General features: G+C 45.7%; 20 protein-coding genes and 1 riboswitch. Of the genes, 13 read left to right on the top strand and 7 right to left on the bottom strand.

The window, feature by feature from the left end:
* Positions 1-25: 25 nt before the first annotated feature.
* Positions 26-143: riboswitch (SAM riboswitch) on the bottom strand.
* Between the two features lie 263 nt (positions 144-406).
* The 7 genes from R5H20_RS06985 to R5H20_RS06955 all read left to right on the top strand — a co-directional run bounded on the left by R5H20_RS06985 (position 407) and on the right by R5H20_RS06955 (position 5350).
* Positions 407-1123: an esterase family protein gene (locus tag R5H20_RS06985; RefSeq protein WP_006636880.1), complete on the top strand. Its 717-nt coding sequence runs from the start codon at positions 407-409 to the stop codon at positions 1121-1123.
* A gap of 65 nt (positions 1124-1188) precedes the next feature.
* Positions 1189-1698, top strand: coding sequence for a YjcG family protein (locus R5H20_RS06980; protein WP_006636879.1), 510 nt, complete (start codon positions 1189-1191; stop codon positions 1696-1698).
* Positions 1699-1707: 9 nt separating this feature from the next.
* A complete protein-coding gene (locus R5H20_RS06975; protein ID WP_006636878.1) occupies positions 1708-2127 on the top strand; it encodes a GNAT family N-acetyltransferase in 420 nt (139 codons plus the stop codon).
* A gap of 243 nt (positions 2128-2370) precedes the next feature.
* Positions 2371-2766 carry a GtrA family protein gene (locus tag R5H20_RS06970; RefSeq protein ID WP_006636877.1) on the top strand — a complete coding sequence of 132 codons (396 nt, stop codon included), beginning with the start codon at positions 2371-2373 and terminating at the stop codon, positions 2764-2766.
* Positions 2767-2794: 28 nt separating this feature from the next.
* Complete coding sequence (gene galU, locus R5H20_RS06965) at positions 2795-3685, top strand: UTP--glucose-1-phosphate uridylyltransferase GalU (RefSeq protein ID WP_006636876.1); 891 nt, start codon at positions 2795-2797, stop codon at positions 3683-3685.
* Entirely contained in the window at positions 3682-4668 is a 987-nt protein-coding gene (gene galE, locus R5H20_RS06960) for a UDP-glucose 4-epimerase GalE (RefSeq protein ID WP_006636875.1), read from the top strand. Before galU ends, galE begins: the two co-directional genes overlap by 4 nt.
* Before the next feature lie 94 nt (positions 4669-4762).
* Entirely contained in the window at positions 4763-5350 is a 588-nt protein-coding gene (locus R5H20_RS06955; protein ID WP_006636874.1) for an undecaprenyl phosphate transporter UptA, read from the top strand.
* A gap of 118 nt (positions 5351-5468) precedes the next feature.
* Here R5H20_RS06955 and R5H20_RS06950 read toward each other — a convergent pair whose 3' ends face one another.
* Positions 5469-5726 (bottom strand): hypothetical protein, encoded by a 258-nt coding sequence (locus R5H20_RS06950; protein ID WP_006636873.1) that lies wholly within the window; start codon positions 5724-5726, stop codon positions 5469-5471.
* Positions 5727-5841: 115 nt separating this feature from the next.
* Here R5H20_RS06950 and R5H20_RS06945 point away from each other — a divergent pair, with 115 nt between their 5' ends.
* Complete coding sequence (locus tag R5H20_RS06945) at positions 5842-8124, top strand: ATP-dependent helicase (RefSeq protein WP_006636872.1); 2283 nt, start codon at positions 5842-5844, stop codon at positions 8122-8124.
* A gap of 37 nt (positions 8125-8161) precedes the next feature.
* Here the strand turns inward: R5H20_RS06945 and R5H20_RS06940 are convergent, their stop codons facing one another.
* The 4 genes from R5H20_RS06940 to R5H20_RS06925 all read right to left on the bottom strand — a co-directional run bounded on the left by R5H20_RS06940 (position 8162) and on the right by R5H20_RS06925 (position 9642).
* Complete coding sequence (locus tag R5H20_RS06940) at positions 8162-8419, bottom strand: sporulation-specific transcription regulator SpoVIF (protein ID WP_006636871.1); 258 nt, start codon at positions 8417-8419, stop codon at positions 8162-8164.
* 134 nt (positions 8420-8553) lie between these two features.
* The gene (locus R5H20_RS06935) at positions 8554-8691 is read right to left on the bottom strand and encodes a YjcZ family sporulation protein (RefSeq protein ID WP_006636870.1); all 138 of its coding nucleotides are present in this window, start codon (positions 8689-8691) and stop codon (positions 8554-8556) included.
* Between the two features lie 79 nt (positions 8692-8770).
* Positions 8771-8980, bottom strand: coding sequence for a hypothetical protein (locus R5H20_RS06930; RefSeq protein ID WP_006636869.1), 210 nt, complete (start codon positions 8978-8980; stop codon positions 8771-8773).
* Between the two features lie 293 nt (positions 8981-9273).
* Positions 9274-9642 (bottom strand): DUF1360 domain-containing protein, encoded by a 369-nt coding sequence (locus R5H20_RS06925; protein ID WP_081605349.1) that lies wholly within the window; start codon positions 9640-9642, stop codon positions 9274-9276.
* 161 nt (positions 9643-9803) lie between these two features.
* On the opposite strand from R5H20_RS06925, the gene R5H20_RS06920 reads away from it, so the two are divergent.
* The 5 genes from R5H20_RS06920 (at position 9804) to R5H20_RS06900 (ending at position 12381) form a co-directional block, all read left to right on the top strand.
* Positions 9804-10190 carry a spore coat protein gene (locus R5H20_RS06920; protein ID WP_006636867.1) on the top strand — a complete coding sequence of 129 codons (387 nt, stop codon included), beginning with the start codon at positions 9804-9806 and terminating at the stop codon, positions 10188-10190.
* A gap of 47 nt (positions 10191-10237) precedes the next feature.
* Positions 10238-10585, top strand: a complete 348-nt coding sequence (locus R5H20_RS06915; protein ID WP_006636866.1) for a hypothetical protein — start codon at positions 10238-10240, stop codon at positions 10583-10585.
* A 67-nt stretch (positions 10586-10652) separates the two neighbouring features.
* Positions 10653-11159 carry a spore coat protein gene (locus tag R5H20_RS06910; protein ID WP_006636865.1) on the top strand — a complete coding sequence of 169 codons (507 nt, stop codon included), beginning with the start codon at positions 10653-10655 and terminating at the stop codon, positions 11157-11159.
* Between the two features lie 130 nt (positions 11160-11289).
* Positions 11290-11772 (top strand): CotY/CotZ family spore coat protein, encoded by a 483-nt coding sequence (locus R5H20_RS06905; RefSeq protein ID WP_006636864.1) that lies wholly within the window; start codon positions 11290-11292, stop codon positions 11770-11772.
* Between the two features lie 159 nt (positions 11773-11931).
* Entirely contained in the window at positions 11932-12381 is a 450-nt protein-coding gene (locus tag R5H20_RS06900) for a CotY/CotZ family spore coat protein (protein WP_006636863.1), read from the top strand.
* Positions 12382-12408: 27 nt separating this feature from the next.
* Here the strand turns inward: R5H20_RS06900 and R5H20_RS06895 are convergent, their stop codons facing one another.
* Positions 12409-12888: a CotO family spore coat protein gene (locus R5H20_RS06895; RefSeq protein ID WP_006636862.1), complete on the bottom strand. Its 480-nt coding sequence runs from the start codon at positions 12886-12888 to the stop codon at positions 12409-12411.
* 106 nt (positions 12889-12994) lie between these two features.
* The gene (gene fabI, locus R5H20_RS06890) at positions 12995-13771 is read right to left on the bottom strand and encodes an enoyl-ACP reductase FabI (protein WP_006636861.1); all 777 of its coding nucleotides are present in this window, start codon (positions 13769-13771) and stop codon (positions 12995-12997) included.
* Between the last annotated feature and the right edge of the window lie 100 nt (positions 13772-13871).

The following is a 13871-nucleotide window of genomic DNA, read 5'->3' as shown; positions in this document are numbered from 1 at the left end:
GAAGAAGGGGTTGGATAAACGCTTCCTCTTATCTTCCAAGCATGTCGCTTGCTGGATTTAGCACCTTGGTGCACTGACATTGTCAGGTGCAGCCGGTTGCTGAGGTTTCAAAGGGCCAGTCCCTCCACCTCTCGTGATAAGAATGTCTTTAATTTTCTGATTGTTCTTTACTTTACCCCAATTCAGGAGAATTTTCAAGAGCCTTTTTTGAATCTTTATCTCCTTGATATGATATGATGAAATCCCGGATCAGAAAAAGCTTGCCACATTGTAGCGGCAGACTAATGTAGTCCGGACGCAACCCGGGTCAGCCGAAAATTGCAGTTACGAAGAGAATTTTCGCACTATTCGTGTTACAATGTTGGAAACGTTAACAACCTACTTTCTGGAGGAATTCAGCTTGACTATGAAAACAGGAGTCATTCAGGAAAAAAAGCTTTACTCAAAAGAGCTCGGCGAAGAAATGGAGCTGTTGGTCTATTTGCCTTCCAGCTATTCCCCGCTCTACAAATACCATGTCATCATCGCCCAGGATGGTCATGACTATTTCCGTTTGGGCCGCATCAGCCGGCAGATCGAAGAACTGTTACACAACGGTGAAATTGAACGGTGCATCGTCATCGGCGTCCCTTACAAAAGCGTTCAGGAAAGAAGGCACACATACCATCCGGAAGGGCCGAAATTCGAAGCGTATAAGCGCTTTTTGGCACATGAACTGGTTCCTTTCGCAGACCGGGAATATCCAACATATCAAGTCGGACCTGGCAGGACGCTGATCGGAGATTCACTCGGGGGAACCGTGTCCCTCATGACTGCGCTCGATTACCCGAATATGTTCGGTAATGTCATTATGCAGTCCCCGTACGTCGACAGCCATGTGCTTGAAAAAGTCGAAACCTCCGCTTCGCTGCAGCTCATTTCGGTGTACCACCAAATCGGCGTAAAAGAAACCGAAGTCAAAACGACCGACAATCAAATTTTGGACTTTACCGCTCCAAATGAAAAACTGAAGGAGCTGCTTCAAAACGAGAACATGAACTATCACTTTGAAACATTTGACGGAGACCATAAGTGGACGTACTGGCAGCCTTTAATCACGCCCGCCTTAAAAAAAATGCTTTAGCTCTCCGTATCTAAGCTGATCTTTGATATACTAAAACCATATAAATTGTCTAAGGAGGGAACAAAATGAAATACGGTATTGTGCTATTCCCATCAAAAAAACTTCAGGACATTGCAAATTCCTACCGGAAACGCTATGATCCGAATTACGCTTTAATCCCGCCCCACCTCACATTAAGAACACCGTTTGAATCTTCTGAAGAAGATATCGGCAAAGTCGTTGCACACCTGAGAGAACTTTCTAAAGAGCTGAAGCCGATCAGGCTGAAAATTACAAAGTTCAGTTCTTTTGCCCCGGTCAATAATGTGATTTATATGAAAGCGGAACCGACAGCGGAATTAACGGAGCTGCATGAAAAAATGTACAGCGGCGTTTTGGAAGACAAGCCGGAGTATGCGTTTGTTCCCCATGTGACGATTGCCCAAAACCTTTCTGATGATGAGCATTCCGATGTCCTTGGAACGCTTAAAATGAGAGACGCGACACATGAAGAAATCATCGACCGCTTTCACCTGCTTTATCAATTGGACAACGGCTCTTGGACCGTTTATGAAACATTTATTTTAGGAGTGTGAAGACAACAAGTGAAATCCGTCATCGTCAAGAATGATCAGCAGCTTAAAGACGCTTTTTTTGTCAGAACAGAAGTATTTATCAAAGAACAGCATGTTTCACCGGAAGAAGAAATGGATCATCTCGAACAGGAATCTTCACACCTTGTCATCTATGACGGAAAAGAATCGGTCGGAGCCGGCCGCGTTCGCCTTGTTGACGGGTACGGAAAGCTGGAGCGAATCTGTGTTTTAAAAAGCCACCGTTCCTCAGGTATCGGCAATCTGATTATGGAGGCGCTGGAAACGGAAGCGAAAAAACAGGGCGCTTCCCGATTCATGCTGAACGCCCAGACACAAGCCGTTCCTTTTTACGAAAAACACGGCTACAAAGTCGCCTCCGAAGAATTTTTAGACGCGGATATTCCTCACGTCAAAATGATCAAAGAATAACTTCCCGCAAGGCGCGTAAAAGCGGGCTTCAGGTGCCGCACGCCGCCAATATCTCCTCCTGCGGGCCAATGAACCGTTCCACATCCGGAACGGTTTTTCTTTTCCCCCGCCCCTCAATATTTCATAGTTTGTTCATCTTTTGTTTATCGTTTATTCAACATTATTCGCTAAGGTTATGTGTAAGCTTTCAGGAAGGGTGCACAGCCCGTTTCTCCTGTTGGGAGGTAAAAATCGAATGCCGTTATGATGAAAACCAAATTCGCCACCTTATGCCGCTTCGGCACTGTCGGAGCCGGAAACACATTGATTGATTTCGGGGTATTTTTCCTGCTTACGGCGGTCAATGTCCCCTACCTTCTCGCACAGGTTTGTTCATATACCGCCGGCATGGCAAACAGCTATATCTGGAATCGCACGTGGACATTCCGGGTGAAAAAAAAGGTCCGCGGACAAGAGATTTTCCGTTTTCTCCTGATAAACCTTGCAGCTTCAGGGATCACCTTTCTTATCCTCTACGTTCTTCAAAAAGGGGGCTTGTCTCTCTTTTCCAGCAAAATCATAGCGACCCTCGGAGGAATGGTGATGAATTTTATCGGTAACCGCCTATGGGTGTTTCAAGAACCTGAAACAAATTCTTAAGAATTGAAATGAACAGGAGTGAATAATCATGACAATAAGAAAAGCCGTTATTCCCGCAGCCGGGTTGGGAACGAGATTTCTGCCTGCGACAAAAGCGCAGCCGAAAGAAATGCTGCCGATCGTTGATAAACCTGCCATTCAATATATTGTGGAGGAAGCCGTTCAATCAGGCATAGAAGATATTCTCATCATTACAGGAAGAAACAAGCGCTCGATTGAAGATCATTTCGACCGGTCTGCTGAGCTCGAACAGAATCTATTAAATAAAAACAAACATGATCTATTAAAAGAGATTCAGAACATTGCCGACTTAGCAAACATCCATTACATCCGCCAAAAAGAGCCGCTCGGACTCGGACACGCGGTTTTGTCGGCGCGGCATTTCATCGGTGATGAGCCGTTTGCCGTCCTGCTCGGCGACGACATCATGATCTCGGAAAAACCGGCCTTGCAGCAGCTCATCGACGTATATAAAGAATATAAAACATCTGTCATCGGCGTTCAGTGTGTCGAACCGGCCGATGTCTCCAAATACGGGATCATTCAGACAGCCACGCAGAAAAATAAAGTATATGACATCGAAGACTTGGTCGAAAAACCGGCTGTTCGAGAAGCGCCTTCGAATATCGCCGTCATGGGACGCTATATTTTAGAGCCATCCATTTTCCCTGTTCTTGAGCGTACCCAAAAAGGCGCGGGGAATGAAATACAACTGACAGACGCGTTAAGAGACATATGCCGGGAACAAAACATTTATGCCCGGCAGTTGGAAGGCAGCCGCTTTGATATCGGCGACAAGCTTGGCTGCTTTAAAGCAAGCATCGAAATGGGGCTCATGCGGGATGAGATGCGGCCGAAACTGCTGGCCTACATGGAGAATGTCCTCAAAAGAGAAACGCAGAAAGGAGCTTTACAATGAAGTCAGTGCTCGTAACCGGAGGAGCCGGATACATCGGAAGCCATACCGTTCTGGCATTAAAAAAACAAAACATAAACGCCGTTGTGCTTGACAACCTGTCCACAGGACACCGTGAAGCCGTTCACACCCCTCACTTTTACGAGGGTGATATCAGCGATCACGGATTGGTGACATCGATCATAAGAAAGCACGAAATTGATGCCGTCATCCATTTTGCGGCAAAAAGCCTTGTATCGGAATCAATTGAAAAACCGGAACTCTACTTCAGAGAAAATACAATAAAATCCTGTTCTTTCTTTGAACATATCATCAGTGAAGGCGTCAAACACATCGTGTTTTCATCAACAGCGGCCGTTTACGGCATCGCAGGGGACAAGCCGATCCGGGAAACCGCTCCGCTCCAGCCTGTCAACCCTTACGGCGAATCAAAACTGATGATTGAAAAATACCTGCATTGGGTCGGGAAAACGCATCATGTCAAATGGGCCGCTCTCCGCTATTTTAATGCGGCAGGCGCGGACATGGACGGGATCATCGGCGAAGACCACGATCCTGAAAGCCATCTCATCCCTCTCATCCTGCAGACGGCGCTTGGCCGCAGAGAAAAAATCTCAATCTTTGGCGATGATTATCCGACACCCGACGGGACCTGCATCAGAGACTATATTCATGTCCTCGATCTGGCGGCGGCCCATTTGTCAGCTCTTGATGCTTTGTATGAAGACAGACTGAAACAAAATGTTTATAATGTAGGGACAGGGGCCGGACATTCCGTGAAAGACGTGATGGAAACAGCTGAAAACGTCACGGAAAGAAACATCCCAAAACAAACGGACAAGCGCAGAGCGGGCGATCCCCAGGTGCTTGTGGCAGACAGCCGGGCGCTTCAGACAGATACCGGATGGAAGCCGAAATACAGCGATTTACAAACCATGATTCAAAGCGCTTGGGAGTGGCACAAAACACATCCGAACGGGTTTTGATATTCGCTTGTTTCCCGTCCAAACGGAGAAAAGTCACGCCGTATGATCCAAATGTTCGGCTGATGAATGAAAAAGGCAGGGTGAAAAAACAAAAATGGGAAGCATAGTGAATGACATTTTAATATGGCTGACCGATCTCGGTTATCTTGGGATAGCGATCGGTTTAATGATTGAAATCATCCCGAGCGAAATTGTGCTGGCATACGGAGGGTATATGGTGTCAAACGGCTCCATCACTTTTATCGGTGCCATCATCGCGGGAGTCATCGGAGGAACGATTGCCCAATTGTTTCTCTACTGGATCGGCTATTACGGCGGTCGGCCGTTTCTATACAAATACGGAAAATACTTACTGATTCAAAAACATCATATTGAAACAGCGGAAAAATGGTTTGAAAAATACGGGGGCGGCGTCGTATTTTCAGCCCGTTTCATTCCGGTCGTCCGGCATGCCATCTCCATTCCCGCCGGAATTGCCAAGATGCCGCTCTTGAAATTCACCGGTCTGACGGTGCTCGCCATCATCCCGTGGTCGATTTTATTTGTTTACCTCGGAATACAGCTCGGAAGCCGGTGGGATCATGTTGAAAATGTGGCTAAAACGTATACAACTCCGATAATGCTTGGAGCAGCGGTTTTAATCATCTTATATTTCGGACTCAAAACATTGCGCAAAAAATAATGAAAACCCCGGCAGACCGCCGGGGTTTTCGCTTATCCGGGAGGCCGTCCGCCGGACAGCTGTCAAATATGACAGCGTGCCGCCGCAGAACAGGCACCACGGAATTCGCTCTATGCCATTAAACCGATTCATTCACATAACGGCCTATGTTTCTCTTTTCTGAGATTCTCTGCTCCATTCCTTTTTTCCGTTTTTGTTCCTGCACTCTTCTTTCTGCAGATGTCTGGTTTTCCACTCGTTTTTCTACTTCTCGGTAAGACCTTTCGCTTTGCACGAAGGCCGTTTTTTGGATATATGCATAATTTGATTTCTGGCTGATGGTGCGATTGGCGTATTGTACATACTGATCATGGTAAACCGGCGGCAAATATCCCATCGTATCTCCTCCCATGCTCGCATTCCCAAAAATCTACTGTTTTAAATGGTTGTCATTTGATATGATAGACGTTGTCCCATAAGAAGACGACTACCAATTACTGGAGGACTTCTTTTTGAAATGCGCACGTTTAAATAACAGAGACATCCATCTACATACATATTCGCGAGAACATTTTCAATTCCTCTTTGACGAGGCAAGAAAAGACCATATTACATGCAAAACATGCGGCATGCCGCTTCGGTTGGCATTGACAATCCATGAAGAACCGCATTTTGTTCACAGGGAAACAGGTGATTTTTCTGAATGTGAAGCGGCATGCCTCAACGATCAGCCAAAAGAAAAAACGGCTTATACGGAAAGCGGCGTGTTCCGCCTGCCGAAAGGAAAACCGATCACAGAGCAATCGCAGACACCGGCAAGCGTTTGGGAGCCTCCGAGAGAGGCGGCTGTTCATAAACATTTTTTTCCCAAAGCCGAAACATCGGCTGAGCAAATGTTTCCGAATGTTTCTTTACATGAAAAACAGCTTGAGGCCGTTTCCGCTCCGGAAGGCCCTCTTCTCGTACTGGCCGGCGCCGGAAGCGGGAAAACGCGGGTATTAACGGCGAGGACGGCTTATATGCTGTCACATCTTGAGATACCGCCTGCTGCCATCCTGCTTGTCACCTTCACCACAAAAGCGGTCAAGGAAATGAAAGAGCGGATGGCCTCGCAGTACGGCTTGGCGGAACGTACGGTCAGCCGCCTTGTAACCGGAACATTTCACAGCCTGTTTTATAAAATTCTCTATCATCATGATCCTGCGAAATGGAATGGAGACCGCCTGCTGAAATGGGAGTGGCAAAAAGAGCAGTACATCAAAATGGCATTGGCCGACGAAGGGCTTGATGAAAAAGATTTTCCGATCGACCAGGCGATCCAGCAGATCGGCTATTGGAAAAACGCCTATCTTCCCGGGGAGCGCATTCCGCTTGAGGACGAATGGGAGAAGCGGGTGCACCGGCTGTTCTGCCATTATGAAGAGCAAAAAAAATCACGCGGCCAATTCGATTTTGATGATATGGCTTCCGCATGCTATGAGCTGTTTCAAGAACGTCCGGATGTTTTGCAGAGATACCAATCGCGGTTTCATGCGATTTTGATCGATGAATTCCAGGATATCAATCCCGTCCAATATGCGATTATCAGGCTTCTGGCCAGCCCTGAAAACAACATCACCTGTGTCGGTGATGATGATCAGTCGATTTATGCGTTCAGAGGCAGCAGCCCTTCTTTTATTCTTGATTTTGAAAAGGACTTTCCGGATGCAAAAACGATTCATCTGGCGACGAATTACAGGTCAAGCCACCCCATTGTCGCAAGCGCGGAGGCGGTCGTCAAAAGAAACAAAAACCGCTGGGCCAAGACACTGGAAGCCGTGCGGGACGATGTCAAAAAACCGCTTTTATTTTATCCGTATGATGAAGAGGAAGAAGCGATCATGATCGTCTCCGATATCCGCGAGAAAATTCAAATGGGCGCCAAACCGCAGGATTTCGCCGTCCTTTATCGGACAAACAGCGGCGGCCGCGCCATTTATGAACGCCTTCACGAGTCGGCGATTCCCTATACGGCCGACCAGGGCGTCCAGTCCTTCTACAGCAGGCGGATCGTCCGGCAAATGCTCGCCTATCTTTATTTAAGCCAAAATGAAGATGATACAGAAGCCGTCAAACAGCTATTGCCGGCCCTCTTTTTAAAGCAGTCCGCTTTAAATACGCTAAAGGCGCTCTCAATCACAGAGGATTGTACGATGGTGCAGGCGCTCGTAAAATTGACCGATATCAAACCGTTCCAGCTTGAAAAAATCAAAAAAATCGTTCCCTTTTTCAGCAGCCTGAAAACGATGAAGCCTGTCGAAGCGATGACATTTGCTGAAGAAAAAATGGGCTTTTCCGACTATCTGAAAAAACGCGGCAATGAAGGAAACAAGCTGGAAAAAGGCTCAGATGATCTGCGCGATTTGAAAACGGCAGCGAAGAGATTCAAAACGATCCCTGAATTTCTGGCGCATGTTGATCATATGAGAGCAGCCGAGAAACAAAAACCCGACGGAAAGGGAGTCCAGCTGTTAACGATCCACCGCGCCAAAGGGCTTGAATTTAAAACGGTCTATATCCTGGGAGCGGTCGACGGTTCCATCCCCCATGACTTCGCATTGGAATCGGCAAGAAAGGGTGATGAAACCGCCTTGGAAGAAGAAAGAAGGCTCCTTTATGTCGCCATGACCCGGGCGGAAGACAACCTGTATATCAGCGTCCCATCGGTCAGAAGAAGCAGAACGGCCTACCGTTCAAGATTTTTGCAGCCGATTTTAAGAAAACAGCCGCAGGCGGCTGAACTTCAATCGCGTTAAAAAACACCGTGCCCTCCCTTACCGGAAGGCGCGGTGTTCATTTTTTGCTGTTCATCATTTTAGCGATCGTATTGAAATCCATTTTTTCTTTTCCGCTAACAATCGATTCGACAATCCGGTCTTCCATTTCTTTTGGAACCCGTTTATTCGCCAATTTGGCAACGCGTTTAATAACGCTGCGGACCGTTTTTTCATCCTTGAAGTTGGCGTTTTGCAAAGAGTTCGCCAGCTGCATCACGTCCGACATGCTGACGCCTGTTTTCTTTTCAATGTTTTTGAAAAATTGATTGTCCATATCCCTGCCTCCTTTTTTGGGAGTGATACGCTATCATATGTCTTTTGGAAACGCCGCGTGCCTTTCCCAGCCGATTCTTTTATAAGAAGAGAGCACAGAACTGCCGCGCCCTATGCTCCCTTCTTTTTAAAAGACTAGTATCTAAAAGAAGCGCCGACAATGATGAGAAGAATAAATAAAACAACGATCAATACAAATGTTGAGCCATAGCTATTGCCGCCATAGCCGCCATTGCCATAGCCAATAGGAACTCCTCCGCCATAAAAGCCCATCTAAAGCACCTCCTTTTCTCCCTATACCATATGAAAATTGATAGAGTTCGCTTGGATAGATGCATAGGGCTTGTGTGGATTATTTAAATACGCCCGGCAGTCCCGCATCCTCTCCCAGCCATGCTTCAGATGTTTCAGCGAACTGTTCGACTTGATGTCCAAACCGTTCTGCCGACTGGTCCAATTGATCCAATTCCCTCTGCTGCTCCTTCATAATTCGTTCATGGTCCGCCTGAGATTGATCATGCCTGCGGTAAACCGAGTCTATCAGCTGTTCAAATAGATTCACGCGGATCTCCCTCCTCATGATTATGTATGCATGAAGAGGGAGAATGGAAACAAAAAAACCGGATCTTTTTCCGGCTTTTTTTGAAAAAAATTATTGGGCTCTTCTTTTTTTGCCGCATCCGCATCCTTTTTTCTTCACTTTTTTTGAGAAAGTGGATTGATTGTTGCTGGAAGTATTCGCCAACCGGCCGTGATGCCGCCTTTTCACTTGTCTCATTGCTATTCCTTCCTTTCTCATTCGTATATCCCATTATATGACTCATCTTTTCATAAGTTGCTGTGACAAACCCCCATTCAACTGAGCCATTTTGACACGATCGTTTCCATCACCCCTGCCAGGCCGGCAATGGCAAGCAGCAGGATCAGCCATTCGGCAACGTCTGGAATCAGCGCGTAGAACACAAGCAAAAAAGCAGTACACCAGACCCCTGTGCACCAATAACAGCTTAACAGTTCACCGATCCAGGCTCTCAGGCCTTTTCCTTTAATGACAATATATGTTTCAACCTGTCCTGCTTCATTTTTTTCTTCAACCTCTTCGTGAAACAGGCTTCGCAATGGAGCCGTGATCGTGTCAAACACGACAAGACGCGTCAGCCGAAACACCGCAAGCGAAAATAATATCAATAAAAACCAGCTTTGTATCACATGGCTCCCCCTCATGAATATCGTCTGATCTCTAAATATATGCCGCATCCGTGCTGAACATGATTTGAAAAACGCGTGCTGCCGCTAAATTTGGGTGCGGAATTGTATGTTTTTCTCATTCCGCTATGGAACCAATTTGCATTTAATAAAGTGTGGATAAGAAAGGAGTGAAAGTTATGTCGTTTCAAGAAAATGCCGAAGCACTCTATACGGAAACATTCGACGACATCTCCAGGGAATATGAACAGCTTATTGAAATCATAGATTCTGAACATGTTACGCTAAACACGACAAACATAACAGCCGCTCTCTCTCTACAGGCAATTGTCATCACACTGATTATTCTGGCGGTGCAGCTGACGATCGAAGATCCGGATACAGCCGATCTCATCTCGGAACAAATTCTGGCCGTACACAGATTGCAAACCAAGAAAAAGACGATCATTCAAGTAATAGGCAGCCGACATGTCGAAATTACACTTTCTTCGTTGGAAATCGCAGTTTCTGTTCAAATCTTGACTGACGTTCTGACCGCTCTTTTAACAGAACTTGACATACTTTAAATCCTTCTTTCTTTCTAATATTCTTTAGAAATTGAGGTGAGAATCAATTGTCAGATAAAGAAAAACTCAAAGCAGATGTCAATCCATTAATGAGTACGCTCGTGACAAATATCCTTAGAAAACACGGGGTCTCAAAGGACAATGTACGGACGCTGTCTGAGGAAGAAAAGAACAATATTTTAAAAATGCTCGATGATTTGAAAGCACAGTCTGAAGCCGTCATCAAGCAGCAGAAGAAAAAACAAGAAAAGAACAAGTCGGATAACACGTTGCAATCCGAAGACAGATCAAAACGAAGAAGAAACCGTTCAAATAAATTAAGAGAAAAACTCAAACAAAGAAGACAGCAGGAAAATCATGCAGCAAACGAAGAAAAAAATGGGGATTTGGATTAGGGTATTTGCCATATACAAGTTCAAAGCTTCAAACATTTAATAATAGTAAATGGAAGGAGGAATACAAATGGAAACAAGACCATATTCTTGGGTTGCGCTTGATCCTGAATGCGAGCATCCGGGAACCGAGTATTATCCGAGATTCCCTAAGAAACAGCTGTGTGACGACTATAATTGCAAATGCGGCAAAGACGATGCATTCATCAATCAGGAATTGGATCAGCTCAACCTTAACAAGCAGCTTTCAGATGAAACGATCATTATTAAAGATTCTTGCGATATCAGAGTTTCTACAGAGGATACCCAAGTCGTCGCATCTGTACTGACATCTATTCAGACAGCAATCGTTACAGTTGTTCTCGCCATTATTGATGACTTTGAATTGGCGGAGCTTGTATCGCAAGATTTGCTGCAAGTATCAGCCAACAAACAAACGAACCGCCAAAAGCTGGTAATCGACAATTCACGCGATGTCACAGTAACAACAGAAGATACAGACGTTGCTGCATTGATCACCACAGCGGTCCAAACACTTACAGTTATCATCGCAACGCTTATTGTCGGCATTCTTTAATACAAAAAGCAGAGCCAACCCGCTCTGCTTTTCTTCATTTTTATAGACGATTACCCACACCAACAAGGGCACGGGTACATATGTTGTTAAAGACTAAAGTCAAATATCCTATATAAAGGAGCTGAAATCCATGAGCTGCGGAAAAAACCATGGCCGGCATGAAAATTGTGTATGTGAAGCAGTTGAGCAGATTATTGAAGAGCAGGAAGCAGTCGAGGAAACAGCGGCATGCTCGACAAGCTGCTTCGGCAACTTGCTGAATCCGACTGTTTCCGGAAAAGACACGATTCCGTTCCTTTTGTATGACAAAAAGGGCGGCCTGTTTTCAACCTTTGGAAATGTCGGAGGATTTTCAGATGATATGCAGTGCTTCGAATCTATTTTCTTTCGGGCAGAAAGTTTAAAAGATTGCTGCGCAACTCTTTCAATCCTGAGGCCTGTGGACATAAACGGCGATACGCTCAGCGTTTGCCACCCTTGTGACCCTGACTTTTTCGGGCTTGAAAAAACGGACTTTTGCATCGAAGTCGACTTGACTTGTTTCTGTGCTATTCAATGTCTGTCACCTGATCTCGTAGATCGCGCAGCAGACAAAAAACACAATCACGGTTAAACCATTCAGATTGCATCCTTAGCCGTATAACCCGGAAAACGGCTTGGTGCATGCCTTACTCACGAAAGCTGCCGGCTCTCGGCAGCTCCTTTTACCAATAGAAAAGCCCGGCCGTCTTGAAAACGAAGCGAAAATCCATGATTTAGGAGGGATCATAACATGACGATATTTTCAGGCGATAACTGCGTATGCGATGCAGTTGAAAAGATCCATGAGCTGCAAAACGCCATTGAAGAAGATGGCTGCCCGACAAGCTGTTTCAGCAACCTGCTGTCTCCAACGCGAAATCTCGGCGATACCATTCCGTTTATTATATACACATCTAAATCAAAGCCGTTTGTCGCTTTCGGAAACGTAGGAGAACTTGAAGCAGGCCCTTGCTTCAGCACCGTTTTTTTCAGAGTTGAAAACATCAAAGACTGCTGCGCGACGCTGAGGCTGTTGATCGCCTTTGACGAAAACCGCCGCATTCTTGATTTCACAGATGAAAAAGATAAAATTTGCGATGTGTTTCGTTTAGAAAAAACAAGCTTCTGTATCGAAGTGGATCTGGAATGCTTCTGTGCAATCGAATGTTTAAACCCGCAATTGATCAACCGCACAAATTAAAGTCCCTGCAACGGGACTTTTTTTGTGCTAGAAACCGAGCGGGTGGAGCGAAGTAATGCTTGCGATCGCCAGCTCAGCAGGATCGCCTTTGCTTGATGTCCGCACGAAGACAGAATCGCCTTTTTTTTCGATGAGCGTCCCCCTGTAGGTCTTTCCATTTGCTTCAATAAGACAAAGCGTTTTCGGCATATTCCCCGGCAGGCTTGTTAAAAAATCGATTTTTTCGGTTATCGTCATTTTACTGAGCGGTTTCTTAATCGGCTTTATTCCTTTTGCAGGTCTGTCCGCCTCCCTGTTTTGAACTGCTTCAGCCGCCTCTTTCTCCTTTGAAACCGGTTCTTCTGCATGTTCTTCGCTTCGTTTTTCCTTATCTTTAAGTGCTTTTTCTTTTGCCGTTTTTTTTCTTTTGATGAGAATGTCCTGCATGTTTGCCTCTGCCGCATCATAATCAGGCTGTACAATATACATGAGCGGCTTTTGCTCCGCATCGTTTTTCTTATTAGACATCTTTTATCCCTCCGATCCGTTCATGGTATATCTATATGACGGAAAAGGAAAAATCAGAAGAAAAGAAAAAGCAATCCTTGAAACGGATCGCTTTTTCATACGTTTTTTATCGGGCGATAATATGGTAGCCGGAATCAACATGCAGGTTTTCGCCTGTCATTCCGCGGGAAAGATCGCTGAATAAGAATAAGGCTGTGTCGCCGACTTCCTCAGGTGTTGTTGTACGGCGAAGCGGAGCGCGCTCCTCGATTTCTTTCAGGATCGTATTAAAATCGCTGATTCCTTTTGCGGACAGCGTGCGGATCGGTCCGGCAGAAATACTGTTGACACGGATTCCTTCTTTTCCGAGATCGTTTGCCAAATATTTCACGCTGGCATCAAGGGAGGCTTTTGCGACGCCCATGACGTTGTAGTTTGCAACGACGCGCTCTCCTCCAAGATATGTAAGCGTGACAATGCTTCCGCCTTCAGTCATAATGCCGCGCGCAGCTTTGGCAACCGCCGTCAGCGAGTAAGAGCTGATATTATGGGCGAGAAGGAAGCCTTCGCGATTCGTGTTCAAATATTCTCCTGCGAGCTCTTCTTTGTTCGCAAAGGCGATGCAATGGGCAATCCCATGGATCACTTGGACTTCGTCTTTGATTTTGGCAAAGCACTTTTCAATTTCCTGATCGTTTGTAACATCGCATGGCAGAACAATCGAATCATTGCGCTCCAAAGAATCAGCCAATTCCTTAACCGATTTTTCAAGCCTCTCACCGGCATATGTAAAAATCAGCCTTGCACCGGCATTGTGAAGGGAACGGGCAATTCCCCAAGCGATGCTTCGTTTATTCGCAACACCCATGACGACAATATTGCGGCCTTCTAGTGATACGTTCATATGTATAAATCCTCCTAATGATTAACATTTTATTAGTACCTGATCATAATATATAGTATCACAAACTGTGTCAGGCTGACAATTTCATAATCGCCATGAG

Source organism: Bacillus sp. KICET-3 (assembly GCF_033261025.1).
Classification (GTDB): Bacteria; Bacillota; Bacilli; order Bacillales; family Bacillaceae; genus Bacillus; species Bacillus sonorensis.
The sequence above is the reverse complement of the archived record's forward strand: the minus strand, read 5'-3'. Positions and strand labels throughout refer to the sequence as shown.